At 41.2% G+C, this 26,682-nt stretch carries 23 protein-coding genes; 2 read left to right on the top strand and 21 right to left on the bottom strand.

The window, feature by feature from the left end:
- Positions 1-47 precede the first annotated feature (47 nt).
- Genes J2Z65_RS07230 through J2Z65_RS07250 form a run of 5 tightly spaced genes read right to left on the bottom strand, consistent with a single transcriptional unit; the run spans position 48 to position 6,007 of the window.
- A complete protein-coding gene (locus J2Z65_RS07230) occupies positions 48-1,166 on the bottom strand; it encodes a Ger(x)C family spore germination protein (RefSeq protein ID WP_167061615.1) in 1,119 nt (372 codons plus the stop codon).
- Complete coding sequence (locus J2Z65_RS07235; protein WP_167061618.1) at positions 1,166-2,263, bottom strand: GerAB/ArcD/ProY family transporter; 1,098 nt, start codon at positions 2,261-2,263, stop codon at positions 1,166-1,168. Before J2Z65_RS07235 ends, J2Z65_RS07230 begins: the two co-directional genes overlap by 1 nt.
- Complete coding sequence (locus J2Z65_RS07240; protein ID WP_167061621.1) at positions 2,260-3,378, bottom strand: Ger(x)C family spore germination protein; 1,119 nt, start codon at positions 3,376-3,378, stop codon at positions 2,260-2,262. The genes J2Z65_RS07235 and J2Z65_RS07240 overlap by 4 nt, the downstream gene beginning before the upstream one ends.
- Complete coding sequence (locus tag J2Z65_RS07245) at positions 3,375-4,475, bottom strand: GerAB/ArcD/ProY family transporter (RefSeq protein WP_167061625.1); 1,101 nt, start codon at positions 4,473-4,475, stop codon at positions 3,375-3,377. The genes J2Z65_RS07240 and J2Z65_RS07245 overlap by 4 nt, the downstream gene beginning before the upstream one ends.
- Positions 4,472-6,007 carry a spore germination protein gene (locus tag J2Z65_RS07250; RefSeq protein ID WP_167061627.1) on the bottom strand — a complete coding sequence of 512 codons (1,536 nt, stop codon included), beginning with the start codon at positions 6,005-6,007 and terminating at the stop codon, positions 4,472-4,474. Before J2Z65_RS07250 ends, J2Z65_RS07245 begins: the two co-directional genes overlap by 4 nt.
- 230 nt (positions 6,008-6,237) lie before the next feature.
- Between J2Z65_RS07250 and J2Z65_RS07255 the strand changes: the two genes are divergently transcribed.
- Both J2Z65_RS07255 and rodA read left to right on the top strand, forming a co-directional pair.
- Positions 6,238-7,350, top strand: a complete 1,113-nt coding sequence (locus J2Z65_RS07255; RefSeq protein WP_240159823.1) for a phosphodiester glycosidase family protein — start codon at positions 6,238-6,240, stop codon at positions 7,348-7,350.
- An 86-nt stretch (positions 7,351-7,436) separates the two neighbouring features.
- Entirely contained in the window at positions 7,437-8,594 is a 1,158-nt protein-coding gene (rodA, locus tag J2Z65_RS07260; RefSeq protein ID WP_338111726.1) for a rod shape-determining protein RodA, read from the top strand.
- Positions 8,595-8,809: 215 nt separating this feature from the next.
- On the opposite strand, the gene J2Z65_RS07265 is transcribed toward rodA, so the two are convergent.
- From J2Z65_RS07265 to J2Z65_RS07340, 16 genes are all read right to left on the bottom strand, one after another.
- Positions 8,810-10,021, bottom strand: coding sequence for a helix-turn-helix transcriptional regulator (locus J2Z65_RS07265; protein ID WP_167061630.1), 1,212 nt, complete (start codon positions 10,019-10,021; stop codon positions 8,810-8,812).
- A gap of 8 nt (positions 10,022-10,029) precedes the next feature.
- On the bottom strand, positions 10,030-11,184 hold the full coding sequence (locus J2Z65_RS07270) for a Gfo/Idh/MocA family protein (protein ID WP_167062711.1): 1,155 nt from the start codon (positions 11,182-11,184) through the stop codon (positions 10,030-10,032).
- A gap of 23 nt (positions 11,185-11,207) precedes the next feature.
- Positions 11,208-12,866: a response regulator transcription factor gene (locus J2Z65_RS07275; RefSeq protein ID WP_167061633.1), complete on the bottom strand. Its 1,659-nt coding sequence runs from the start codon at positions 12,864-12,866 to the stop codon at positions 11,208-11,210.
- Entirely contained in the window at positions 12,844-14,622 is a 1,779-nt protein-coding gene (locus tag J2Z65_RS07280; RefSeq protein ID WP_167061636.1) for a sensor histidine kinase, read from the bottom strand. Before J2Z65_RS07280 ends, J2Z65_RS07275 begins: the two co-directional genes overlap by 23 nt.
- A 110-nt stretch (positions 14,623-14,732) precedes the next feature.
- Positions 14,733-15,578 (bottom strand): carbohydrate ABC transporter permease, encoded by an 846-nt coding sequence (locus tag J2Z65_RS07285; RefSeq protein WP_167062714.1) that lies wholly within the window; start codon positions 15,576-15,578, stop codon positions 14,733-14,735.
- A 58-nt stretch (positions 15,579-15,636) separates the two neighbouring features.
- Complete coding sequence (locus J2Z65_RS07290; protein WP_193581022.1) at positions 15,637-16,494, bottom strand: ABC transporter permease; 858 nt, start codon at positions 16,492-16,494, stop codon at positions 15,637-15,639.
- A gap of 129 nt (positions 16,495-16,623) precedes the next feature.
- Positions 16,624-18,285 carry a type 2 periplasmic-binding domain-containing protein gene (locus tag J2Z65_RS07295; protein ID WP_167061639.1) on the bottom strand — a complete coding sequence of 554 codons (1,662 nt, stop codon included), beginning with the start codon at positions 18,283-18,285 and terminating at the stop codon, positions 16,624-16,626.
- Positions 18,286-19,366: 1,081 nt separating this feature from the next.
- The gene (locus J2Z65_RS07300; RefSeq protein WP_167061642.1) at positions 19,367-19,513 is read right to left on the bottom strand and encodes a hypothetical protein; all 147 of its coding nucleotides are present in this window, start codon (positions 19,511-19,513) and stop codon (positions 19,367-19,369) included.
- A 245-nt stretch (positions 19,514-19,758) separates the two neighbouring features.
- Positions 19,759-20,139 carry a hypothetical protein gene (locus J2Z65_RS07305; RefSeq protein ID WP_193580988.1) on the bottom strand — a complete coding sequence of 127 codons (381 nt, stop codon included), beginning with the start codon at positions 20,137-20,139 and terminating at the stop codon, positions 19,759-19,761.
- A gap of 144 nt (positions 20,140-20,283) precedes the next feature.
- On the bottom strand, positions 20,284-21,276 hold the full coding sequence (locus J2Z65_RS07310) for a stalk domain-containing protein (RefSeq protein WP_167061645.1): 993 nt from the start codon (positions 21,274-21,276) through the stop codon (positions 20,284-20,286).
- 22 nt (positions 21,277-21,298) lie between these two features.
- Entirely contained in the window at positions 21,299-21,868 is a 570-nt protein-coding gene (locus tag J2Z65_RS07315) for a hypothetical protein (protein WP_167061648.1), read from the bottom strand.
- Positions 21,865-22,557 (bottom strand): hypothetical protein, encoded by a 693-nt coding sequence (locus J2Z65_RS07320; RefSeq protein WP_167061651.1) that lies wholly within the window; start codon positions 22,555-22,557, stop codon positions 21,865-21,867. Before J2Z65_RS07320 ends, J2Z65_RS07315 begins: the two co-directional genes overlap by 4 nt.
- A gap of 368 nt (positions 22,558-22,925) precedes the next feature.
- Entirely contained in the window at positions 22,926-23,063 is a 138-nt protein-coding gene (locus tag J2Z65_RS07325) for a hypothetical protein (RefSeq protein WP_167061654.1), read from the bottom strand.
- A gap of 254 nt (positions 23,064-23,317) precedes the next feature.
- Positions 23,318-24,223: a UTP--glucose-1-phosphate uridylyltransferase GalU gene (gene galU, locus J2Z65_RS07330; RefSeq protein ID WP_167061657.1), complete on the bottom strand. Its 906-nt coding sequence runs from the start codon at positions 24,221-24,223 to the stop codon at positions 23,318-23,320.
- Positions 24,224-24,267: 44 nt separating this feature from the next.
- A complete protein-coding gene (locus J2Z65_RS07335) occupies positions 24,268-25,293 on the bottom strand; it encodes an SDR family NAD(P)-dependent oxidoreductase (protein ID WP_167061661.1) in 1,026 nt (341 codons plus the stop codon).
- A complete protein-coding gene (locus J2Z65_RS07340) occupies positions 25,268-26,644 on the bottom strand; it encodes a UDP-glucose dehydrogenase family protein (RefSeq protein WP_167061664.1) in 1,377 nt (458 codons plus the stop codon). The genes J2Z65_RS07335 and J2Z65_RS07340 overlap by 26 nt, the downstream gene beginning before the upstream one ends.
- Positions 26,645-26,682 lie beyond the last annotated feature (38 nt).

Genomic DNA, 26,682 nt, shown 5'->3' on the forward strand with positions numbered 1-26,682 from the left:
AAACCAAATGTTTAGGGTTCTTTTTGGATTGATGTTGCACGCAATTTCTATTCAGAAACCCCAATACTTCCAATGATGACTTTAGGAGTAACATGTACCGTGGCTTCAGAAAGCGCTTTTCCCCAGTTATCCTCTACCTTCTTCCAGTTTTTATACTGATATGCACGTACATGAATGCCAAACTGAAAGGGATCCACTTGATATTTTTGAGCTTTCTTGATTAAAGCCTCACATTCTTTTTTCAACTCTTTTTCAATCGCTTGTTCCAGCTTTTTTTTCTCTTCCTCTAGGTTTAACATGAACAAGCGCTCCGTCAAATCGATCCGAACCTTCATCGCAATATCGATGGTAAGGTGATCATCTTTGAAGACCGCATTGAACGTAGGTTTTACTTTTTTTATGTTGAAACTTACAAAGGAGGTTCTTTCATTCGTATGGAACATTCCAGGAGGTATATGAAACGTTAACGGTATGTTTTCTTTCGTATCTTGCTGCAATAATAGGAGCAGAGAACTTTCTTGCTGATTCAAGGAGACCGCATAGGTACCGTCTTTATGCAGGAGAGCTGTACCGGTAATGACGAGATCATTTTTCTCTGGTTTCATTTCAGTTAAAGCCGGCGTCATTCCTTTATCCTTCATTTGTTGATGAAATTTCTGAAGTGTCGTTTGCACGGTAATTCGGCTTTTATAGGAAGCATCTACCAATTGCTTGATTACGGAGGCGATACGGCCTTTATCGCTCATATTTGTATACATCACATCTTTAACTGCTCCATTGATCATTATGACATTCGCATTGATCTCATTTCGGGAGTCACGGATAAGAACATCCAAATAGGGATAAGCATTACGCTGCTGGAGCAGTTTGTTCCCTATAAGCAAATTTTGCGATTTTCCGTATGCAAGGCTGCCGCTTGTCTTACTATCAATCAGCCATTTTGATTGGCGCAACGTATTTGCATTTGTGGATGTGATTTTATATTTGTCCGTGGCTTCTTCATTGAATACAGGAGTTGACGTGAACACGACAAGCTTATTGTTCTCATCAAAATCCAAGGCTTCAGTGAGAACAAACTGTTGGTTTTCTATATAAACGGTACTACCGCACCCTGTAGGAAACAACAAAACTGCCCATGTTATAAAAATATAACCGAATCTATTCATTATCTTACTTCCTTCCTAACGAAATGAAAAATCCATCCATAGATCCAAAGGAAAATTGGGAACACATAAACGCTATATAAACCTGTTATCCCCACCATTTTGACCATTTTAGTGATTTGAGAATCCGTTGGGATAAAAAAGAATGACAATAAAATCCATAAGGTTATGACGATTCGTAAAAAATTTCGATGATCCTGCTTGCCTAATATTTGACTTGTTCCGAATGCAGCCACATAGAGGAAAGGAATAATCGTCATAAAAATGAAAACCAAATACAGGGGCAAACAGATAATTTCCAACCGCTCCAAAAAAGGCAAGTGGATTAGCTTTAATAAGTTGAGCGTGGGATAAACGTAATCCTTGATCTCGGTTCTAGAGAATATAACAAAGCAGACGATTGTAGTCGTTAAATAGATCATCATTGATATTGAATTTGCAAAAACAATTCCCTTGAACGCTGATTTCTTGTCCTTTAGAAAAGGATAAAAGAAGAAAGCCATTTCAAATCCGGTAAAAGAATATACGGTAGTTTTTACGGATGATAAAATGGGATATATCCCCTCTTTTCCAATCGGTATAAGGTTCATCCATTGCGCATCCTTTAACGTTAGGATCAACAAGAAAGGCATCCACATCGTGACAATAAGAACGAGTTCGGCAAACTGTCCGATCCCCTTTACTCCCTGCTTGGTAATCATATAGATCGGAATGGCAAACAAGGTCATTAACATGTAGTTCGGTGTTCCCTGAATGATCCAAATTTTTATGATATGAATCGCTGAAAGCATGGTTGTACTTGCTGCACATGTGTAGAGCAGAATCCATACTGCTGCTAAAGCGTTACCCACCCACTTTCCAAAGTATTTAACTAATACTTCGAATAACGTATACTCGGGATTTTTTTCCATAATTCGTATGATGACTAAGCTCAGCAGCATTGCCAAAATCCAGCCCAATATAATGGATATCCATCCATCTGTCCCGGCCGATTTGGCTAATTCGCGAGGAAGGGATAAAATTCCGATCCCGACTTGGTTTTGAACTATGATCAGGATGAATTGTTTTAAGGAAATTTGATTCATCGAGTACTTGTTCATTCGGCAACTCCAATATTTCTAATGACAACTGTAGGAGAATAATTTACGGTTGCTTCAGAGAAAGTTTTTACCCAGTGCTCCTCTACCTTCATCCAGTTTTTGTAGTCGTATGCCGACACATAAATCCCGAAACCAAAGGGATCGACTTGGTGCAACTGAGCTTTCTTAATTAAAGCCTCACATTGTTTTTTCAGCTCTTGTTCAATGGCTTGTGCCAATGTTTTACCTTTCTTCTTCATGTCAAAGGTAAACATACGCTCCGATAATTCGATCACAACCTTCATCTGGATATCGATCGTTAGATGGCTTTCATCAAATATTGGCTTGAAGTCAACATTTATTTTTCTAATATTGAAACTCGCATAGGACATTTCTTCATCCGTAAGAGATATCTCACGAGGAATGTGTACAGTCAACGGTATGGGTTTCTTCGTATTGCGCTGCAACAAGAACAAGAGTGAACTTTCTTGATGATTCAAAGAAGCAGCGTAGGTACCATCTTTATGTAAAAGCGCGGTCCCTGAAATAACAAGTTCATTCTTCTCTGTTTTCATTTCTGGTAAGCTTGGCGTTATTCGACTATCCTTCATCTGTTGATGGAATTGTTGCAGTGTAGTGATCACGGAAATTCTGCTTTGATAAGTGCTTTCAAGTAATTGTTTGATTACACCGCCCAATGAGCCTTTATCGCTCATATTCGTATACATCACATCTTTCACACTTCCATCAACCACAATCATATTTGCATTCGTTTCATTTTTAGGATCGCGGTAGAAGGCATCCAAATAGGGTAATACATTGGTCTGCATCAGTAAATTTTTTCCAATCATAAAACTTTGCAATTTTCCAGATACAATATTACCGTTTATTTTTTGCCCCACTTTTATTCTAGTTTCACGCAATGTATCTGCAGTTGCAGCTGTGACTTTATATTTATCCTTAGCTTCTTTACTGAAGACCGTAGATGCCGTGTAATTGACCAACTTCTTTTCCTCGTCAAAATCTATGCCCCCAGCAATCACAAATCGTTGTGTCTCTATATAAACTTGCTTACCGCACCCGGTGATGACCAATAATGCTGCCCAAGTGATAACAATGCCGCGCCATTTCTTCATTGAACTTGTCCCTTTCTAACTAGTTGAAACAGCCATCCGTAAATCCACAAGCATACAGGGAACACATAGGCGAAATATGTACCTAACTGCCCCCACAATATGCCCAATCGAGCTACTTGGGAAGAAGATGGGGAGAAGAAGAATGAAATTAGGATCAACAGCCCTATGAATATCCGCAAAACAGTTCGATGATCCTGCTTGCCGCATAATTGACTTATGCCCAGCACAGTTGTATAGAGGTAGGGAATGACCGTTATGAAGAGGATAAGCAGATAGAAAGAAAGAAAAGTGATCTCCAACCGTTCTAAGAACGGCAATCGGATGACCTTCAACAAGTTGAGCGTAGGGTAAGCATAATCTTTGATCTCATCCGGAGAAAACTTGATATAACAGATGACTGTAACGAATACAAAAATAATCATGCTTAACGAGTTTGCAATCACAATTCCTTTCGAAGCGGATTTTTTGTCCTTGAGAAACGGGTACAGAATGAAAGCCAATTCAAACCCAAGGAAAGAAAAGATGGTCGATTTTACGGTAGACAAAATAGGAAGCAAGCCTTCTTTAGCGATTGGAAGAAGGAAAAGCCAGTGGAAATCCTTGAGTGTAAAGAACAAAAAGAAAGGCATCCATATTGAGACTAGAAATATTAACTCTGCGGAGACTCCGATGATCCTAACACCTTGCTTCGTGACCATATAGATGGGAACTAGAAACAAGATCATCAAGATAAAGTCCCACATATCAGGTATGATCCACAGCTTAATGATAAAGATCGTTGAAAACATGGCCACGCTTGCTGCAAAAGCCGTATACATAATCCAAAGAACAGAAAGGCCTCTCCCCATCCATTTCCCAAAGTTAGCAGATAAAATCTCGATTAACGTATATCCAGGGTTTTTATCCATAATTCGAATGACAAATAAGCTTGCCAATATACACAAGAGCCAACCCAATAGGATGGAAAGCCAACCATCGGTACCGGCAGATTTAGCTAAATCGCTGGGAAGGGATAAGACACCGATTCCAATTTGCGTTTCAGATATAATGAAGATGTACTGTACCAAAGAAATTTGATTAAACGAATATTTTTTCATGGTTGATCTTCACCTTCTCTGTTTGCTCCTTGTCTGATAAGTTGAGTGGGATCGGCCGAGAGAGGTCGTTTTTTCATTTTCCACATCGGGACTCTGATCCAAACATCTTTCCAATCAGACAATCGGATGGGAGCAATGGGGCTTCCGTAGGATAAGCCGAACGACTCCATTGAAATCAGGTGAGCCCCGATAATCATGAGCCCAATCACAATGCCCACCATACCGAACAACGCGGCCATGAGCATCATTGGAAAACGGAGTAATCGCAGCGAGGAGGACATGTCGAAATCAGGGATAATAAAGGAGGAAATCGCTGTGATCGCAACGATAATCACCATAATATTACTTACAATCCCCGCTTGCACCGCCGCCTGACCAATGACAATCCCCCCTACGACACCAATCGTTTGTCCAATCGGACCCGGAAGACGTAAACCTGCTTCCCGAAGCATCTCTAGGGATATTTCCATTAGCAATGCCTCTATAATCGGAGGAAAAGGTACTCTCGCTCTGGATTCCCCAATCGATACCAACAAATCCAAAGGTAGTACTTCATAATGAAACGACACAATGGCGATATAAATAGCCGTTAAAGACATTGTCGTAATTAAGGCGATATAGCGCAATAAACGTAAAAAAGAGGCAATGATCCAGCGATTGCTGTAATCATCGACACTTTGGAAGAATGCCGAAAACGTTACAGGGGCAATAATCACACTAGGTGAATGATCTACAACGATGGCTATCCTCCCTTGCAAAATGTGGGCCGCAGCAGAATCCGGTCGTTCCGTCATCATTAATTGTGGAAAGAGGCTTATCGGATGATCTTCAATAAACTCCGCTAATTCTCCCGTATTCAAAATGGCATCCACATGAATTTGAAGAAGCCGGTCCTCCATTTCTTTCACGAAATCAGGTTGCACAATATCTTCAAGATACATCACTGAAACTTTCGTATTACCGCGAGATCCGATGGAATATTCTTTAATTTTCAGTTCGCGATTAGGAAGATATCGTCTGATGAGGGCAATGTTCTGCCCGGATGTTTCTACAAATCCTTGATGTGCCCCCTTTAACGTCGATTCGATTTGGGGCTCTTTAATCGATCTTTGGGGCCAGCCTTGCGTATGTAAAGCTAACGAGCGTGTCTGTCCATCTATAAACAGAATGCTCTTGCCTTGGAAAATGGAGGACTCAACATCGGACCACAAGGTTAAAATTTCTGTTTTCGCAATCGTTAGTGAAGAATTCCAAATATCGTTAACTGTCTCGATTTCATAGATAAGCGGGTTTAAAATGTTATTATTAATCGCTGATTTATCAATGAGCCCCTCCAAATAAACAAGCAGTGCACGATCCCCTGTTCTTAATTGAAACTGACGAGTAACCAGATCCGGAGCGTAAGTAAAAACGGTTTGAATTGTAACTAAGTTAAGTTCAAGAACTCCTGAAATCGGTTGCTGAAGATGATCAGATGATTTCGTTTTTGGAACTGATCTCCATCCATTCAACCATCTCCGGATTGTTCCCATCCTTGCACCTCCATTCCTTTAGCATGTAATTAAACGTTTCCCATATATAGGTAAAATTATTCGGAAATCAATGGCAATCAAACAAATACAAGAAGCCATCAGGATGTATCATCCAAATGGCTGACAAATAATTAATATCAAAAAGGAGAAGTCGTGCATATCTTTCTCATTAAATCTTAAGGATTGTATTTTAATATAATAATATGTTTTTAAAAGAGAGGTGATATTGTATGAATGGTTATCAAGACTATGTCTTAGCTCAACCAATGAAGCCACAGCAAAAGCCGCGTCGCAAGAAAAAATTAAGATTTTTCGCTGCAGTTATATTGTTCTTATTTATATCAACTTTTATTTTTATCGTTTGGTTCTATTTTACTGTTTCTGGGACCAATTGGCGTTATATGCTGGCTGATACGTTGATTACATCTCAACATCGTGACTATGCGAAGTTTTTGATTGGGCAAAGTGAACTGGACCTGCGGACAGAAAATTACGCAAAGCAATTTGATGATATGGGAATGATTCACGATAATCATGAGATTTCAATGAATTCCAAGAAAAATAATGATGTTACGATAGAACCGGTTAATGGGAAGAAATTCAAAGGATATCTGATGTTTGTTCGCAATCCTCAGATGATTCGAGTTGTAACTACGAGCATGAAAGGGCAAGGAGAACAAATTCTAAGCATGGTCAAAAGAACAGGGGCAATTGCGGGTGTTAATGGTGGGGCTTTTGACGATCCGAACTACGATGGGAATGGCTTCAGACCCAGCGGGGTTGTAATGTCAGGAGGAAAACTTCTTTATTCTGATGGAGGTATGGAGGATCCTGTTAATGTTGTTGGTCTTGATCGTAAGGGTATCATGGTAGCAGGACGATATAAACCGTCCGAATTGTTGAAAATGGGTGTAAGAGATGCTGTCTCTTTTCAGCCCAAGTTTATCGTAAATGGGAAAGGTCTAGTCAAAAACGAGGCGGATGGTTGGGGGATTGCGCCCCGAACTTGCATGGCTCAAACAAAAGATGGCACAATTATCTTTTTAGTGATTGACGGAAGACAGCCCGGCTACTCTATTGGTGCAACTTTATACGATGCACAACAATTGTTGTTGGAGCACGGGGCTATTACTGCAGCGAACCTGGATGGTGGTTCTTCTTCTGTATTAATTAAAGATAATCAAGTTGTGAATAGACCATCCAGCAGTTATGGAATGCGTTACCTACCAACTGCTTTCTTGGTTTTTGACCACCCAGATAAGGTTGCGGTGTCCAATATGTGGAGTGATGTAGACATGAAGCATTTTAATTCTGCTTATAAACCCTTTTCTGCCAAACAATAAAATATGTACTTGAGATTATCATTACTTGGAATGCGAAGATTTGGGTTTGAGTATTTAAATTATCTCCAGAGAAGGAAGAACTATGTGTGATAAATGATTTGGTGCTAAAAGCGAAAAAACTGGATATGATGATTATCGCTTTACTATTATGTTTTATGGTTGCTAGCACTATCGTGATCTACAGTGCCACTACTAATACGAGATTTGCTGGGTTACATGTGAATAATTTGGTTATGTTCGCTGTTATGTTTGTGCCAATGTTGCTCTTGAGCATGCTAGATTATCGGGGGATTGTACGTCATTTATCGGTATACCTATATATATTCGGCATTCTGCTTTTAATCTTTGTTATGTTTAAAGGCATGAACATTAATGGATCGCAGCGATGGATCAATCTTCACTTTATGCAGTTTCAGCCTTCGGAACTAACAAAGGTCTTCGTCATCCTGTTGTTAGCCAAAATGTTGGAAAAACGTAAAGGGGAATATCTCCGATTCGTTCAAGACATCATTCCGATGATGGGTGTTGTGGGAATTCCTTTTCTGCTCATCATGAAACAACCCGATCTGGGAACAGCTATCGTTATTCTATGTATATTTCTAGGAATGCTATGGATAGGGAAAATTCGATTCAAACATGGACTCGTAGGGCTATGTATAATTATTGGGATTATTGGCAGTATCATTGCCCTATATTTTGTTGATCCCCCCATTTTCAATAAAATTGTAAAGCCGTATCAACTTCATAGAATTCAAACTTTTTTAGATCCAACTAGTAATCCCGATCAAAGTTATCAGGTTGTGAATTCCATGAAGGCAGTGGGTTCAGGGGAATTATTGGGAGAAGGGTACCTTCATGGTATTATGATACACAACGGATATATTCCATATGACTATGCGGATTCAATTTTTGTTGTTATTGGTGAGGAATTTGGTTTTGTTGGATCTGCCGTACTTTTGCTGCTTTACTTTTTTTTAATTTATCGAATGATTCGAATCGCTATGGAATGTGAAGATTTAACGGGTTCATATGTGATAATAGGTGTGACATCCATGTTTACTTTGCAAATTTTTGAGAATATAGCCATGCATACAGGACTAATGCCACTTACTGGAATTGCACTTCCATTTGTTAGCTATGGAGGAAGTTCTCTTCTGACGAATATGGTATCTATGGGGTTGGTTCTTAGCGTAATGGTTCACCAAACGAAATCTTTTCATTTTGGCGAAGAACAGAATTTTTAATCTGAAGAGTAAACTAATTATTGTCTTTGTTCCAAAGAGTTTTTCTATAACTTATTAAAGGCAGAAAATAGCTTATAAATAAGATATATAAAGAAAATCAAAAAGTCTGCCCAATCTCCCGTGGCTACGCTTCGGAGATCAGGCAGACTTTTTTAGTTATCTGACGAGTAACCAGATCCAATTTGGATGTCTCTTCCAAATGGCCGTCAAATTCTTTAATCAAGACTTTCCTTATAAACCTTCGGACTTACACCGGTGACCCTCTTAAATACCCGACTGAAGTGCTCGGGGTTCGTATACCCGATCTTTTCAGACAGATCAATGATTTTATATCCCATTTTTAACAACCGTTTGGACTCTTCGATGCGCAATTTCGTTACATATTGTATGAAACTCTCGCCGACGTTCTGCATAAATAGCCTGCTAAAATAATTTTCTGTTACCCCAACCCACTGGCTAACCATACCTAGACTCAATTCCTCGCAATAATGCTGATGTATGAATTCTTTCGCCTTCTCAACGATATTATGAGACGAATTGACTTTTGGGCTAAGCTCATGAATAAAACGATAAATATCCGAACAAACCTGCTTGATCCATTGCAATGTATCCTCAAGAGTATGAAAGTCCTTCAACTGTTCGAAGGGATTACTGCGGTCAAACACGCCCCCCCATCGAACTTCCTGGGTATATAGCAAGGAGCTAAGCTCCCATAGGAAATCAGTGAGCAGCAGCCTAGTCTCGTGAACTTCAAATCTTCCATTTTCTTTCAATAGCTTCACACATAGGTCAAATTTAAGCTCCCATAGTATTTCATTCTTCAGTTGAAGCAATCGTACGATCTCAGCACTTTTGACTTTTAAGGTCATTCGCAGATCAGCGCTAGTTTCCATGCATGTTTTCATTGCACTCTCTGGATAAAAGAACCTGCCATACCCTTCAAAAAAGGACAAAGCAACTAGGCTTCGCGCCTGATTCAGTAATCTTTGCCAGTGCTTCCTGCCATCCAGTATCTCGCTGATTCCCATGGCTACACGAACATTCATATATTGCTCAAGTCTTGTCTTGATCATAGAGAGAGTAGTGTGAATAAGTTCACGAATCGCCGTTTCACTTCTGATCTGATGAACCGTTAAGAGGATAAATATTTCGTTCGCGTCCTCACAATAAACGAAATGTTTGAATAATGCCGAGTTCATCTCTGTTTTTATCGTCTGCTTCATCAGCTTCTTCGAAATCATCTTCGTTGAGCTTGAAATCGACACCGCAACAGCCACTTGATTGCTTTCCCCCAGCCAATTGCACACTTCATCAACGATTCGGTAATACTCCATCCCATTCGATTGGATATCTTCGGTAAAAAGCCCGGCAATCAAATCATCTGGATCTGCGTTTACTTTTAGGATGATTGGAATTGGCTGCTTCATCGAATCTATCATTCACTTGCGAAATCTGGAACAGGCGTCACTTGTACGACTCCGCCACCTGAGCGAAGCGACTTCGTCGCCGCACAGCCTACGGCTACGCTCATGCGCCCTGCCTGAGGCGATGCCACGGGCCTTTTACCGGTTAAGATCATATCTACAAAATCTTGGCAGATGATAGGATCAGCTCCACCGTGTGTTCCTTCAGCTTCCTTAATTTCGTACACGCGATTCGCCAGCTCGCGCTCCGTATTCGAACGTCTCGTGTAAACAAACACTTTGTTATCCGGCTCGGAATTTTCAAGCCTTCCTTCCGTTCCGATGAACGTATAGTTACGGTGATAGTCGGGGGTAAAATGGCATTGCAGGTACGATGCCTTGATCCCGCCCTCCAGCTCCATAATCACAACGTTATTGTCCTCTACATCAACTTCCTTACGAAAAGCACATTGGTTCAAATGTTTCCCGCTGTACTCGGTGCAGGTGTCTTTCTCCGCGCAGTTCGGACAGGTGAGATCGTCAGGTTTGTCGCCGCCGTAGAAATCCAGCCCGCCGAAGGCGGAAACTTTTGTTGCGTAGCGCCCTGTAATCCAGTGGATCATATCGATATCATGCGAACCCTTCTGCAACAGCAGGCCTGTGGAGTTTTTCGAGTTCGCGTGCCAATCATGGTAATAGAAGTATCCTCCCCAACCAACGAAGTGGCGAACCCAAACGGCTTTGATCTCGCCGATCACGCCGGAATCGACAATTTCCTTCATCGTGCGAAACATATTCATGTAGCGCATATTAAAGCCAACCATGAGATGCTTGCCGGACTTCTTCCAAGCCTCGAGAATGCGGTCGCAGCCTTCTGTCGTAATAGCCAGCGGCTTCTCACAAAAGACATGCTTACCTGCCTCCAGCGCCGCAATCGCGTGCTCCTCGTGGCAATAATCCGGCGAGGTTACGGCAATGGCGTCGATATCACCGCGCTGCAGCAGCTCCCGGTAATCCAGTGTGACGAAAGCGTCGGGATTTATTTTCTGCTTGAACGTCTCCAGTTTGTCCGGAACAATGTCGGCAACCCCTACGACAACGGATCGCCCTTCCGGTTTGTGCCAGTACGCAGCGATGCCTCCGCGACCGCTCGCACCGATTATACCGATTCTTACTTGACCCTTCATCTCATCCAATTCGGATCTCCTCCTCATTCTCTTTCGGTGGATGACATTTTTCTTCTGAACTCCTGAGGCGTCATCCGATTTTGTTTTTTGAAAAATCGTATAAATGCCATGCTCGATTGATAGCCCGCTTTCATCGCGATATCTTGAATTTTTAATTTGTTGCCCTTCAGCAGCTCCTTCGCCTTCGTATTGCGAATATCTGCAATGTAGTCGGAGAGCGAAATCCCCGTCGTTTGCTTATAAAACCGGGAAAAATAAGAGGGGTTGAAGCTCACCTGTGCCGCCAGTTTAGGAAGCGTCAGGTCTTCCGCCAAATGCGCCTCAATATACGCATTCACTTTATCTATCCACTCTTGCGCATTCCCGCTCGATATCGTTCGCTTATGCTCGAAAATAGCCGATGCCATTTGCCTGTATTGCTGCTGCAGTTTTTCCCACGAGCTGATTTCGCCAAGCTGAATCTTATTATATTGTTCTAAAGCCGTTTCCAGCTCTTCAGTCATTTTGCAAGCCACCATGTTAGATTCGAAAATGGCATGAAGCGCGTGGAGGCATTCCAGTTTGTGAAGTCTGAACGTAGAATCGGCCACAAGGAAAGCCTTCCATTCATGAAACAACTTAAAAAAATCCGCTTCATTTCCGTTCTGCAAATAATTGTCTAATAAACGGACTTTATACAACTGAAAATAATCCGAACCGCACTCCGCTTTCGTTTCATCTGTGTCCTGCCGTATGGCCGTTACAGCGAAAGCTGTCATTTCCGTCGTTTCCGAGTAAACGCTAGTTCCGTGAAAGAGTGCCCCGCGTAAATCCTCGAAAGCTTGATGAAGCCCGCACCATCCTGCCGGTAAACTCTGCAGTGCCAAATCGATCCGGATATCCAACAGTTTTCGGCACGTTTGCCGAATCGGTTCCAGCGCGCTGCGAATGAAGGAAACGGTTTCATTACCATCGCTCTCGCAGCCGTACGGTTGAATCAGCAGCAATAATTGGGAATCCTTACTGCACATCGATATCAAACGGGCACATTGACTCGTATATTCCTCTATTATGTTTTGAATAACGGAGAGCTGTCCGGCCTTATCTTGATCCATGATACTATCCCATTCTCGAACGTCCCCAAGCACCATCTGCAAAGGCAAATCAGCACGAACAGGAAGATTCATCTCTGACAATACTTGGATCACATCGTTCTCACTTGTTTCAGCTTCGCTTAGAAGCTCCCATACGAATGCTTCTTGCGAAGTTATATCGGTCAAAGTCACTTGCTTATCAGCGCCGTGAATTAAAGTTTTAACGACATTTTCTTCGTTCAGGCTGTAAATCGCTTTTTCAACGGTTTGAACGATTTTATCGTCGCCTTCGATTTTCAAAATATATTCGAATCCGCCGAGGGAAATCACGCTGCGCACATACTCAAAGTCATCGTATGCCGTTAGAAAAATCACCTTGCAGTTTGGCCAACTAACGCGAATCTCCTTGAGCAGATCAATTCCTTGCATACCGGGCATTCGAATATCACTTAGCACGATGTCAATTTCTTCCGATCTGAGGATGTCGAGCGCTTTGGTTCCGGAATATGCCTTGTACAGCTTCAGGTTCAAATGAGTAGTGTCTTGCAGCAACCCTACTAAGCCATCCGCCACAATGGGCATATCATCAACGACGAGCAGTCGATACATCGAATCCCCCTCCCTGCCATGGCTTAATTTTCATCTGTACGTGCAGTCCGCCCAGAGTCGATCTCTCGAACATAAGGCCGCAATCTTCCCCGTACCTCATTTGAATGCGTCTGTGAACGTTTACGATGCCGATCGAGCTTTCGTCTTCATCCGCTTGATTGCTAAGTTTGCCGTTCAACAGTGCGATTGCCTGATCGTCCAAACCGCTGCCGTTGTCCTCCACATGAATGTACAAATCGTCGCCGCTCTTTTCAAAATGAATCCATAGAAACCCTTCGCCTTCTTGATGATCGAATACATGCTTATACACGTTCTCAATAATGGGCTGCAGGACGATTCGAATGACAGTTCCCCCGCTAACTATCCATTCCGGAACCTGGAACTCAACTTTAATGCGATTGCCGAGGCAAACGGTCTGAATATCCACATAAGTGCGGGCATGCTTAATTTCCAGTTCCAATGGGATTTCATCCGGCTTGTCGCGAGTCACGAATTGAAAATAGTTTCCCATATATACACAGAATTGATAGGCTTGTTCAGTATCAACCTTCTTGATCAGTCGGCTCAGGACAAAAAAGCAATTATACAAAAAATGCGGATTGATTTGTGATTGCAGCCACTTCAGTTCTGATCGTTGACTTCTGATCTTTTGTTCGTAAACTTCCTGGATTAAGCACTTTAACCGTTCGACCATCTTGTTAAAGCCCTTATATAAATAACCGAACTCATCTTTTCGATTGGTCGGTAATGTCGGATATGTATGAATGTCCCGCATTCTGTTGAATGCTTGAATGAGCTTCCTCATCGGGCGCAAGATCACTTTATTAATGGAATAGGAAAAAAAGATAATGATTAACACGGATACACAGGACATCACCCAAAACCAGTTTTTGAGGGTAGTCAATGGACCAAGCAAATACGCTTCCGGTGTAAATGTTACAAGATAAGTGTTAATCGCAGGTGAAAATTTGTACGATACAATTGTTTGTTTTTTATTCAGGGTAATCGTCGACAAGCCGCTCTGAATGCCCTTTTCCTGTTGGCTTTGCAAGAAAGACTGTAACCCCTGGGCTTCGGTTTTATTCACTTGGGCACCGATTGACCAATTCTGCTTCAGATTGATGAGCATCGCATTGCCTTGACCTGGTCTTGCCACGGAATTTAGCATCTCTTGCATTTGCTTAATCGACAATTCGATCCCAAGTACAAATATTGGTTTCCGTTTCGCATTCGCCGGATACGCCAGACTCAGAAATAGACGATCGTTCCAGTAGATCATTGGCCCGCCGCTATTCTGATGCTGCAGCGCATCAAATTCCGGTTCATTAATGCCTTCTTCGTAATTGGCGGATGTTACGGTTCTTTTGATTAACGGGACGTATGCTTTGGCATCCGCTATAAACAGGCTGGAATACTTCATTAAGTAAAGCCGCCTTTGTAAGGCATTGACAAGCGCTATCCGCTCATACTGGCTGATCTGGTCGCCGATTGAGCTAAGGTTCCGAAGGTCCTGATCTATGACGTATTCGGGAAGAGAATCGGTTATTCGACCAATCTCACTCTCGAGCATGTTCATGAAATAATCCGTTCTGGCTTGAATGGATTCAGACATTTCGTATCGGATTCCTTCCGATCCCTGCAAATTAATTCTTAACGTAATCAAATAAAGCGGTGTAATAACTAGAAAAAAAGTGAGAAACAGCTTCAGAAAGATCGAAGGGGGTTTCATTGATTTCAACTGATTCATTATGTTCATAATATCTGCCCCGCTCAGCTCGTATTAGGAAATTAGCTTCCTCCTCTAATCATGACATGGGTGTAAACGTTTAGGCAATACAAACATGCACACGCAATCTTAGACTCCCATTATTCTTTTACGCTTCCCATAACAATTCCTTTAATAAAAAAGCGCTGCAAAAACGGGTATATCATCAGAATGGGAAAAGCTGCAACGAATATTTGTGCGGCGGTGCTTGTTCTGTCGGATAACTGTTTCAAAATGTCCAGGTCGTCCGAGGAAATGAACCGGAAATCTTTCTTAATAATGACCGTCTGCAAAAAAGTTTGCAGCGGGTAATGCTCGGGACGATTCATCAGCACAAGCCCGTCAAACCAGCTGTTCCAATGACCTACGATCGTGAACAGGCCAATTGTCGCTAGAGCCGGAGCCGATAATGGAAAATAAATCCTGAACAGGGTGACGAACTGGTTGGCACCGTCCATTTTAGCCGACTCCTCCAGCTCCTTGGGCAGCCCGCGGTAGAAGTTTAACAGCAAAATGACGTTAAAAACCGGCACAGCCCCAGGTAACACTAGCGCCCAAATCGTATCTATAAGCCCCGTCGCTTTAATCGTCATATACCACGGGATCAACCCTCCGCTGAACAAAATCGTGATGACAAAATACCAGGCATATACAGTCCGAAAGCGAAAATGACCCGGCTCCTTGGATAACGGATACGCCGCCAACACGGTTAACAACATACTGATGGATGTACCTAACACAACCCTTTGCATCGTAATCAAGAACGCCGTGAAATACTGCGGTTTGTTCAAAATATTTTCATAAGCTGCGGTCGTAAATTCAACGGGCCATAGTGATACTGTCCCTGCAGCGGCAGCTGAGCCCGAGCTGAAAGACAGAGCAAGAATATGAAGCATAGGCAGAATGCATAGCAAGGAGAGTGCGCCAAGAAAGAGATAGTTGATCATCAAGAATAGCAATCTGCTCCGAGTTACATGATGGATCACAAGGCCTTCCTCCTTTCCCCTAAAAAATTCTGTAATTAGCTAATCGGTAAGCGAGGAAATACGACACCGATATGAAAATCAGTGATACGACCGATTTAAAAAGTCCAATAGCCGTCGCGACGCCGTATTGGAACTGTTCCAAGCCGATCCGATAGACGAGTGTATCAATAATATCGCCGCTTTCATATACTTGCGGACTGTACAAATTAAAAATTTGGTCAAAGCCTGCATTCAATACGTTTCCCAAGCTTAATGTCGCTAGTAAGATAATGACGGGAAGCATCCCCGGCAGTGTAATATGCCATGTTTGCCTCCACCTGCCCGCGCCGTCCATTGAGGCGGCCTCGTATAGGGAGGGATTAATTGACGTCAGCGCAGCTAAATAGACAATCGTGCTGAAGCCGAATTCTTTCCACGTGTCCGAAAGTACGATAACGAAAGGAAACCAGTGGTTGTTCCCCAGAAAGTAAATGGGGGAGATTCCGCATATACCCAACACCTTATTGACAATCCCGGTCGAAGGCGAAAGAATATCGATCAAAATGCCTCCTAGCAGCACCCAAGACAAAAAATGCGGCAAATAAACGAGTGTTTGAAACACTCTTTTGAACAGCACCTTACGAACCTCATTCAATAAAAGGGCTACGATCAGCGGCACAATCAAACCGGCTACCATTTTCATTAACGCAATGCTAATTGTATTGAACATAATGCGCCCAATATCGGGGTACTCGATAAAAAATTGAAAGTTCTTCCACCCCACCTTCGGTGAATGAAAGATCCCTTTTGATGGAATGAACTTTTCGAAAGCGATTGTAATCCCAAACATTGGTATATAGCTGTAAATAAAGAGAATAATGACACTAGGAAAAATCATCAGATGCAGCGGCCATTCTCGTATCCACCGTTTACCCAGCAAGCTTTACACCACCATATCTGTTCTAAATATTCAAAAAGAAAGACGGCAGGAGGGTCTCCCCTCCTACGCCGTTATTACTTGCCATTATTATTTTTGCTTCGTATACCAATCATTGACTTCCTTCGTAATCTTCTCGCCCCCAAGGTTATTCCAATCGGCAACGAACTTGTCGAATTCATCAATAGATACTTGATTCATAATGATTTTGGTGAAAATTTCTTTCTCTTTTGCATCCAATACCGACTTTTTATCCTGCATCGTTTGCGTCGGTGCTCCAAAGAATTGATCCTGCTCATAACGGCTATCCTTCAAATATTGATTCATGATCGAGAAGGATCCCCCCGACTTGGCGATCATCCAGTGAAACCAACCGCTCACGTCGCCTTTCAAATAGTTTTGCGCCGCAGCATAACGATTCATCAGATCCGGATCGTTTTTCAACATGCTCGGATCTTTCGATTCGATCGCTTTTGGCAGAATACCTCCAGCTTGAACGTTACCATCTTGTGCGAACAGACGAATCGGATTCACTTTGAAATAGAGCTTGCCCTTATCTTCAAGTTCTTTCCCGTTAATATACACTCTCTCTTTATCTGTCATGCTGATCTGCAGTTTGATCCATTGGTTTAAAATCTGAATGACCGCTTCCGGGTTTTTGCAGTTTTTTGAAACCACCACATACCCGTTAACGCCTAAACCTATCTGTGATTTAGCAGCCGTTCCATCAATAGAAGGAAGTCCGTACACTTGCCAATCCTGGACCAGCTTGCCATCCTTAATCGCAGCGCTTGCTAGCGGCCATGCGCTTAAATAGAACGCACCGTAAGCCATCCCGATTTTATTGGCCGCTACCAGTTCATTTTCTTTATCCGGATCTTTGGCGCCGAATTCCGGATCGATTTGACCTGATTTGTACATATCCTGCAGTTGTTTCAAAGCGACTTTCATCTGCGGTTGTATACTTCCGTAGACCAGCTTACCGTCCGTGCCCTTCTGCCAGATGCCCGGATATGCATGGTAACCGTTAAAAAATCCAGTCAGCCCATAATCATCAAGAAGATCCTTCTGCAAGGTCAGTCCAAACGATTTGCCCGTTCCCCCTGGATCTTTCTTCGTAAACTCCTCGGAAATTTTCAATACATCCTGCATCGTTTTCGGCTCCGGAAGGTTGAGCTTACTGAGCCAATCTTTGCGCACCCAAAGATAGCTCGACGAACCGTACGGATCGGCAGTAAGCGGTATCGCCATTAGTTTGCCGTCCACTTTCGCGGATTTCATCTGGTTTCCGCCATCTTTGGTGAACCATTCTTTGGTTTCGCTGCTAGCGTATTTATCGAATATTGCGCTCATATCCATCAGCATATCCGCGTCAACTAACTGTTGCAGTTGTACCTGGTCAGCGACGGAAAAAAAATCGGGAATATCATTGGATGCAATCATCATGTTAAGCTTTTGAGCAAACTGTTTCGAATCCGCAACCCACATATTCTTAATACGAATACCCAAATCTTGCTCGTAGGCGTCGTATACCGAGTTTTTGTCCATCGATTCGCCCGGATCCCATTTAATATCCGATGGGTTACTGCGAACAGTCGTCAACTGAACGATTTTCTTTTCCGAATTAGTCGGCGAAGTTGATGTCGTCGGGCTTTGTGCTGCCTCTTGAGAATTTGTTGAACTACAGGCACTTGCAAATACGAGCGTACATGCAACGAGACCAAAAGCCGTTGTTTTCTTCCACTTATTCAATGTGTGTCCCCCTAAACGATCTTCAATAAGAATCCGCTTTCATAAATAATAATAGAGCACTGGTGAATTGAAATCCATCTACCTGTTTTTACTTTGTATACGTTTATTTACTTGTTACTCGATTACGATAATATGCTGCCTTGGCCATGATGTAATCGGTGCAGAATGAGTTGAGTCCTCCTATCGTATTTCCACATACAAAAAAACCAGCTAATTGATTATCAACACTTGGGTTTTGAAGGACTTGAAATAATTCATTGTACTGTTTTTTAACATAACAAGTACCTCTCATCAATTTGGTGGTATATGGAAAGATGAGTTAATAGTGAAGGTCGGCTCTTCTTTTCCAGATAGATTATTTCAGTTAACAGAAAAGAAATTTAATAAAAAAACAACAGGCTATCCCCAGTCATTTCTATGACATATGGGACAGCCTCATATTAAACCGATTTTAAATAAATATACACCATATTGTATTAATATAAACCCTAACGGATTATGGAACAAATCGTCCAACGAGTTCTGCAACAACTTTATAAAGAATTATCGAATTCTATTTATATTTTTGTTGGGGGTGGGGAGCAGAGCGAAAAAAACAGTTTTGAGTTTGTTGAGTAACTTATCTGTATCAAACAAGAATTCGAACATAGGATCTATCTTTGCACCTGTTTCTATTTCAGTTTCACTAATGTTCGAATTAGGAATTAAAGCTTTAGGAAAAAACGTCTTACTGAGGAGGTGAAATTATTAGTGGAGAGGAGGGAGTCCAAGTGTAGGATGAGAAAACCAAAAAAGCACCCACATATATAATGGGGTGCTTTGTAAATACTTCAAGACTTGTAAATGATGAATTCGATCCAACCGATAATGGAAAGCCAGAGGGGAATACAACAAAGGAATCCCCATAATAATCCTTTAGAAAATTTCTGAAAATCATCCATTGGATCAACTCCATTGCGTAGCGTTGGGTTATTTTCTCTTTTATTTTAAACCTTAAACTTGTTATTGTAAACGATTTCATTTTTATTTTTAAAGGAATTCCCGCAACTAACTTTATTCATAACAAAAGAAAAAGCACCCTCTAGGTGCTTAATCTATGTTCGTGATAAGTGATTTTACGCTTAAGATCTCTGCTAATATTTTCGTCTAAACAACCCTCGAGCAGCACAAGATGATAGTTCCGCCAAAACCGATGCCAAGTGCGTTTCCATTTTGATGTAATCTCCATTGAAACAACCTCCTAGTGGTTTAGTTGATAACTATATTGTTCGGATGTGATACCGGGATTGCGGGCGTCTAGAAACAAAGTAGCGGCATAGTTTAGTACTCCGCCTCTTTACTAAATCTGAGGAAGCAACAGACCAACTCGAAACAAAAGTAGCTGCTCATCGGGTACACAATCAAGCATCTCACACAAAACAAATAAAACCGAGGCTCCCCTCTAGAGAAGTTCCTCGGTTTTATCAGTTCGTTTTAAATACCTGGGTAACCTGGCCCATATGGATAATAAGGGTATGGCGGATAGGGATACGGAGGATAAGAATACGGATAGTAGGGATCCGTCACACTCAATAACAAAGGGGCTGCGACCCACGGAAACACATTGTTAAAGCCATCAAACCCGAAATGGTTGAAGCCATGCCCAAAACCAGGGCCGAAGTGCCCTGGACCAACGTGACCAAAGCCAGGTCCGATATGACCAGGGCCAACGTGACCAAAACCAGGGCCGATATGTCCAACATGCCCGAAGCCGCCCGGTCCACCATGTCCAATGCCTCCGCCGTGCCCGATGCCACCACCATGTATACCGCCACCTACGGGCGGACGAAATTCATGATTTTCAGGTTTCGTCACTTCAGGGATCACTCACATTCTTGTATAGTAGTTAATAGCCTAATACACTTTATGTGTGTGAATGCCTAGTTGGTGATTCAGTCGCAGAAAATGGGCGAAATAAAAACCGGGAGCCGTCCGTTAAGGATGCTCCCGGTTACATCATTATTTGCCTAAAATATCATTTTTTGCATCTTCTTTGATTTGTTCGTACTCTGCCCTATATGTATCAACAATACTTGTATCATACCCATTATTCGATAGCTTCGTGTTCAAATCGCTCATGAGTTGATTAAAAGTTGAATCAGCCTCATCGATTTTCGTCGATGCATCTGCAATTAAGCTTGTATCATGTGTACTTTTATATTGATTATACAGCGATGTGAGTTCTTCCTTGCTTTTGGTTTGAAGATCTCTCAGTTGTGCCTCGGTCTCGGATTTAATCGAATCCAAAGATGGCTTCGTGGAACCTCCGCCTCCGCCGCCACCAACAGCACCTCCACCGCCGACTGTACTGCCTCCAGCTGCTGGTGCTGTCGGTTCAGTTTTAGGAGTCTCTGGTACTATTACCTCGGGATCTTTCTTAACCGGAGTAGTCACAGCTGAAACTGTGTAGGTTTTTGGATCCCAGTTAATCGTTTTGCCAACAGACTCTGAGAAGAAGCGAATAGGCACATAAAGGCTGCCATCAACAATATAACCAGGCAAATCGTCTGACGGGCTTTTCGCAACGCCATCGAATACATAAGCAATCTTCTCTTTGTAAACATTCAACTTGCTGGAAGTCAACTTCGCTTTATCTAGCTTCTCATTGCTTTTCGAATATACCTGTGCGTTGAGCTTGTACTCTTTGATATTAATTTTGTCTGTTTCTTTAGGTTCGGAAATCGTAACCGTGTATGTATCAGCATCCCATTTCACCGCTTTATCAAGGGAATAAGAAATGAACCTGATCGGGACATAAGTACTACCTTCATAGATAAAACCCATTTGCCCTTCCGGTGGTGCATACTCTTTACCGTCAAATGTGAAATGCATAGGCACCTGATAGACATCCAAATCTATAGGAGCTTGCGCCGCGGATGCCCCAGTACTCATTCCCATAAACAATGCTAAAGATAATCCTGCTGCTGCTTTGATTCGATTTGTCACTTTCACTTGAAGCACACCTCGTATATGATTATTTGGTTGTAACCACTTTCTGAACTGCTGCTATTTCAGCATCTGTAAACTTGGAATAGGCAATCTTCTTCAGCTCTGCCTTTTCCTCAGACGTTAAACCGCCGCTGGCCATCTGTCGAAGCTTGTTCAGCTCAGCTGCCGAAAATCTGCTCATTGCAAACTTCACAGCCTCTTGTTTACTACTAAAAGATAACGCAGATTGCTTGTTGCTTTTCTTCTCTGTTGAAGCGTTATGAGTTGTTTCATCGCTAGCTGAAGCCTGTTCCTTCGAAGGCTCTTCTCCTTTGAGATCAGATCTCGAATCTGAACTTGGAGATTGAGAGCTTAGCTTATCCGCCGTATTTGGGCTCGCAGCAGCTGACTTGTCTTGGAGAGAAGTTTCCTCCGGTGTCTGCGGCAATGTCGGCAATTCTATTTGCTCAAACAACTGCTGATTAGTATCAGCCTCAGCTAATAGTTGAGTTGACAGTTTGTCTGCGATTACATTTATCGAATAGGTATAACCGGCATATCCGCCAATACCTAAAACTCCCACACCGATCAAAAGCACTAACCATCTTTTTCTCATTTGTGAGACTCCTTCTTCGAATCTTGGTAGCTCTTCCCTTGGCTTAGACCATATTTTGCTGCAATCTGAATCAATTGGTCATACTCGTCTTCAGATAGTTTTTTTAGAATGATCTCCTTAGCATCCTTCTTCTCCTCAACCGATAAGCCATTGCTAGCCATCTTCGCAAACAGTTGAAGATCTGATGCACTCAATTTCTTCAATAGGACTGAAGTAACCGTTACCTTCTCCTTAAGAGAAATGGAATCTTCTACCGCTTTCGCTTTATCCGTTGTTATTTGGGCTTGGTAGTCTAACCCGTCATTAGCTGCCTCTGGCGCTGGCTTTTGTAAGTTTACGATATTTGCTTTCGGAGATTCTGGAACCTCATTATGGGCCTGTTTGGGGGAATCCGCAGTTTCGTTAACCTGTTCAACCTTATCAATTTCTTTCTTTTCACTTGATTCCTGAAACTTTGTTGGAGCCTCTGAAGCATCACTAGTTACTTCTTTTGTACTAGTACTTTCAATCGGTCCTTTAGGATTATTCACTTCTTCAGCAAGGTCACTTATAGAAGCAGGCACCTGAGGAACCATCGACTTCAGTACATAAGACACAGCCATATTCGCTCCAAAATACCCAATTACAAGCAACACAACCACGCTGCTTACTACCCATAACATTCGTTTCTTCCATTTTTTCTTTTTCAACCTATCACCAACCATATTAAATAGGGAATAAGTACTATTATAAGCTTTAATAGTAAATAAGTCACATATTGGATGTGAATTTACAATGAAAATTTTTTCACTGACTAATTTCGACTTACTTTTTAATAGGAAACTGATAAAGTGTACCTTGGAAATTCAGATGGAGGGTGCAAAAGCTATGCCAAATTACTATTTTAGGGAATTTTGGACACCATTAAGCTTAACGGGAATTAAACTCTTTAAGGACGACGAAGGAGTGCTTTGGATCAAATACTGGGGATATAAGCGAAGAAGACTTAGAAAAACTTCCGAATTAAAGTAAAAAGCTGGTGTCTGCACACAGACACCAGCTTTTATTACTTCTATAGCTAAGAGAAATTCAGTCTTCGTTCATGATACTGTGCCTTACGCAGCAATTGCAGCTTTATTTCCTTATCAATACAACTCTCATACAGCTCTAAATTATACTTGAACCAGAAACGATGCCAAATCGTCGTAAGTATCATCCTATGAATTCCCCCCTCAAGTTTTGACGTTACCTTTATATTATAAAATATATATAAAGTTTCGACAAATTTTGAGGGTCTAAAGGCGGGGTTTGTAGGCCTATTTTCCAAAAAATCGGTAAATCAAGGAAAGATAGAGACTTTGCGTATTAAAGTGCTTTGTCGCAATTATCCGGCAATAGTTATACATGTTTTTTATTAGAAGTGCCATATCTCAACACATGTTATTGATAATATTCTATAACGACCTAATCTTATAAGTTCGAACCAACTACTGTTACTCTATCACTATTTTCTTTTTCAATCGTCTTTATTAAATACTTCAAGAACTCATCTCTTAAGTCATCTCTTTTAAGAGCAAATTCCACTGTCGCTTGCAAAAATCCTTGCTTGTCACCTACATCATATCTTCTTCCTTCAAAAATATAGGCATACATAGCTTCTCTTTGTGCTAGTACCTTAAGCGCATCAGTTAGCTGAATCTCTCCTCCTTTACCTGGGTTAGTGTGCTCTAAGATTTCAAAAATAGCTGGAGTGATTATATACCTTCCTAAAATCGCTATATTAGAGGGTGCATCTTCAGCCGTTGGCTTTTCAACTAACCCTTTGACTTTATAGACACTCTCCTCGATATGCTTTCCATCAACAATTCCATATTTGCTAACATCAGCTTCCGCGATCTCTTGCACGCCTAGTATTGTAGTTTTATATTGCTCATACATTTCCATCATCTGTTTAAGGCAAGGCTTGCTATTCACAACAATGTCATCACCTAGCATAACAGCAAAAGGTTCATTTCCTATAAAACTTTTCGCACAGTATATTGCATGGCCTAATCCTTTAGGCTCTTTTTGCCTTATATAGTGAATGTTCACCATATCAGATATACTTCTTACTTCTTTTAATAAATCATATTTCCCTTTTGCTTCTAACTCATATTCAAGTTCAACGGATTTGTCGAAATGATCCTCAATGCTTTTTTTATTTCTTCCAGTAATAATCAAGATCTCTTCAATCCCTGACTCAACTGCTTCTTCAATAATATATTGAAGCGTAGGCTTATCTACGATAGGCAGCATTTCCTTTGGTTGCGCCTTCGTCGCAGGTAAGAATCTTGTTCCAAGTCCTGCGGCAGGTATAATTGCTTTACGTACTTTCACTAGATATTCCCCCTCTGATCTTAATCTAAATAAACAAAAAAATTTTATTTCACACCATAATACTCAACATACCAATTCGCAAACTTTTGCAATCCTACCTCTATTGAAGTGTCAGGCTTAAATCCAATAGCTTCCTGCAAAAGGTCTGTAGATGCGTACGTTGCAGGCACATCTCCAGGCTTGATGGGTTCAAATATCTTCTCAAATAATATTTCTTTGCCTAATACATTACTTAAAACCTTCTCTAAGGTTTCTATAAATACCATCAACTTTTCAGGACTGTTGTTTCCAATGTTATATACTTTATGAGAAACTGGATCAGTAGGCGGTTTGACTAGAAGTCGCTCAATTCCTATAACGATGTCATCTATGAATGTGAAGTCACGATAGAGGTCATTTTCAAAATCACCATTATTAAATATCTTAATTGGCTTACCAGCAAACAAATTATCAGTAAAGCCGAAGTACGCCATATCTGGTCGGCCCATCGGACCATAAACGGTAAAGAATCGAAGGCCTGTAGCTGGAATTTTGTATAAGTGACTGTATGTATGTGCCATCAATTCATTTGACTTTTTAGTAGATGCGTAAAGTGATACTGGGTTATCCACGAAATCAGACTCTTCAAAAGGTACTTTTTTATTAGATCCATAAACAGAACTGGAAGATGCATATACGAGGTGGTCAACTGGATAATATCTGCAAGCTTCGAGGATGTTGTAAAATCCAATGATATTACTTTGAATATATGCATCAGGATTCTCTATTGAATACCTTACTCCAGCTTGGGCTGCTAAATTTACTACAACATTCGGCCTATATTGTTCAAAAATAGTTTCGAGCATGGATTTGTCTGAAATATCACTTTTGATAAAGGTGAATTTTCCATATGGTTTCAATTGCTCCAAACGAGCATATTTAAGATTTACATCATAGTAATCGTTCATATTATCAATACCAATCACTCGACAGCCTTGTTCTAGTAGTTTCTTAGATAAGAAATATCCAATGAAACCAGCTGCACCAGTAATAAGGTATATTTTACTAAGATCTAGAGGTTTGTAATTCAAGGTTCTTCGACTCCTTAATGTCTTCTCTCCTTGCAGATTCTCTTCCAATTGAGTGATATTCCACTCCTGCTTTTCTCATCTCTTCAACGCGATAAATATTTCTTCCATCATATACTAAAGGAGTCCGCATAAAATTCTTATAAGTTTCAGGTGAAACTGCTTTTACCTCTCCCCATTCAGTAAAGATAAAGCAGACATTAGCACCTCTTAATGCATCCTCTATATTCGCTACATATGTCATTCTACCTTTGCTGTTCCCACCTTCTGGATACACTTTGGCAAAGTTTGCTGCTCCTATTGGGTCATATGCGAAGATATCAGCACCTTGCTCTAATAATAAAGGTACATTATCTAAGGAAGCTGCTTCTCTTAAATCATCAGTGCCTGGCTTAAATGTCAGCCCTAATATCGCTACTTTAAGACCGTTAAAAGTAATGAGTCTTTTGCTAGCTTTTTTATATAACATCGTTTTTTGATCATTGTTTACATCAATGGCAGCTTTAACGGTTCTTAACTCATAACCGTGTTGTCTTGCAATATACTCAAGTGCTTTTGTATCTTTTGGGAAGCATGATCCACCAAAACCAATTCCCGCATTTAAAAATTTGCTTCCGATGCGTTCATCAAAACTCATGCCTTTTGCAACATCATGAATATTCGCACCAACCAGTTCACATAGATTCGCAATATCATTCATATAGGAAATTTTAAGGGCAAGGAAGTCATTAGATGCATACTTTATCATTTCAGCGGATCTTCTATTTACTGAAACAATAGGCAATCCAAACAGTTCATATATCTTCATCAACTGTTCTTCAGCCCATTTACTTTCTGTTCCGATAATAATCCTTTCTGCATGAAGCGTATCATGTACAGCAGATCCTTGTGCTAAAAACTCTGGGTTCGATGCTACTTCAACTCTCACATTATGAACTAAAAAGTCATGAATAAATTGCTCGACCTTATCATTAGTTCCAACTGGAACTGTAGATTTTACCACTACAAGACAATCCTTTTCTATAGTTTCAGCAATTTGCCTTGCAACAGTTGCTATATATGAAAGATTTGCAGAACCATCTGGCTGTTCTGGAGTACCTACACCTATAAAGATCGCATCTGCGTCCTTATAGGCAGCTTTGTAATCTGTTGTATAATCTATTCTCCTAACAGCATAATTCTTCTGCATCAGTTCTTCCAAACCGGCTTCGAAAATTGGAGAAACACCAGACTTCATTAACTTCACTTTATTTTCATCAATATCAACACATGTTACTTGATGACCCACTTCAGCAAAACAAACGCCTGCTACTAAGCCAACATAGCCAGTTCCCGCTACTGCGATTTTGAACATATTGTATACTTCCTTACCCTAGTATTTTTATTAAATTC

It is taken from the genome of Paenibacillus aceris, from assembly GCF_017874035.1.
Classification (GTDB): domain Bacteria; phylum Bacillota; class Bacilli; order Paenibacillales; family NBRC-103111; genus Paenibacillus_E; species Paenibacillus_E aceris.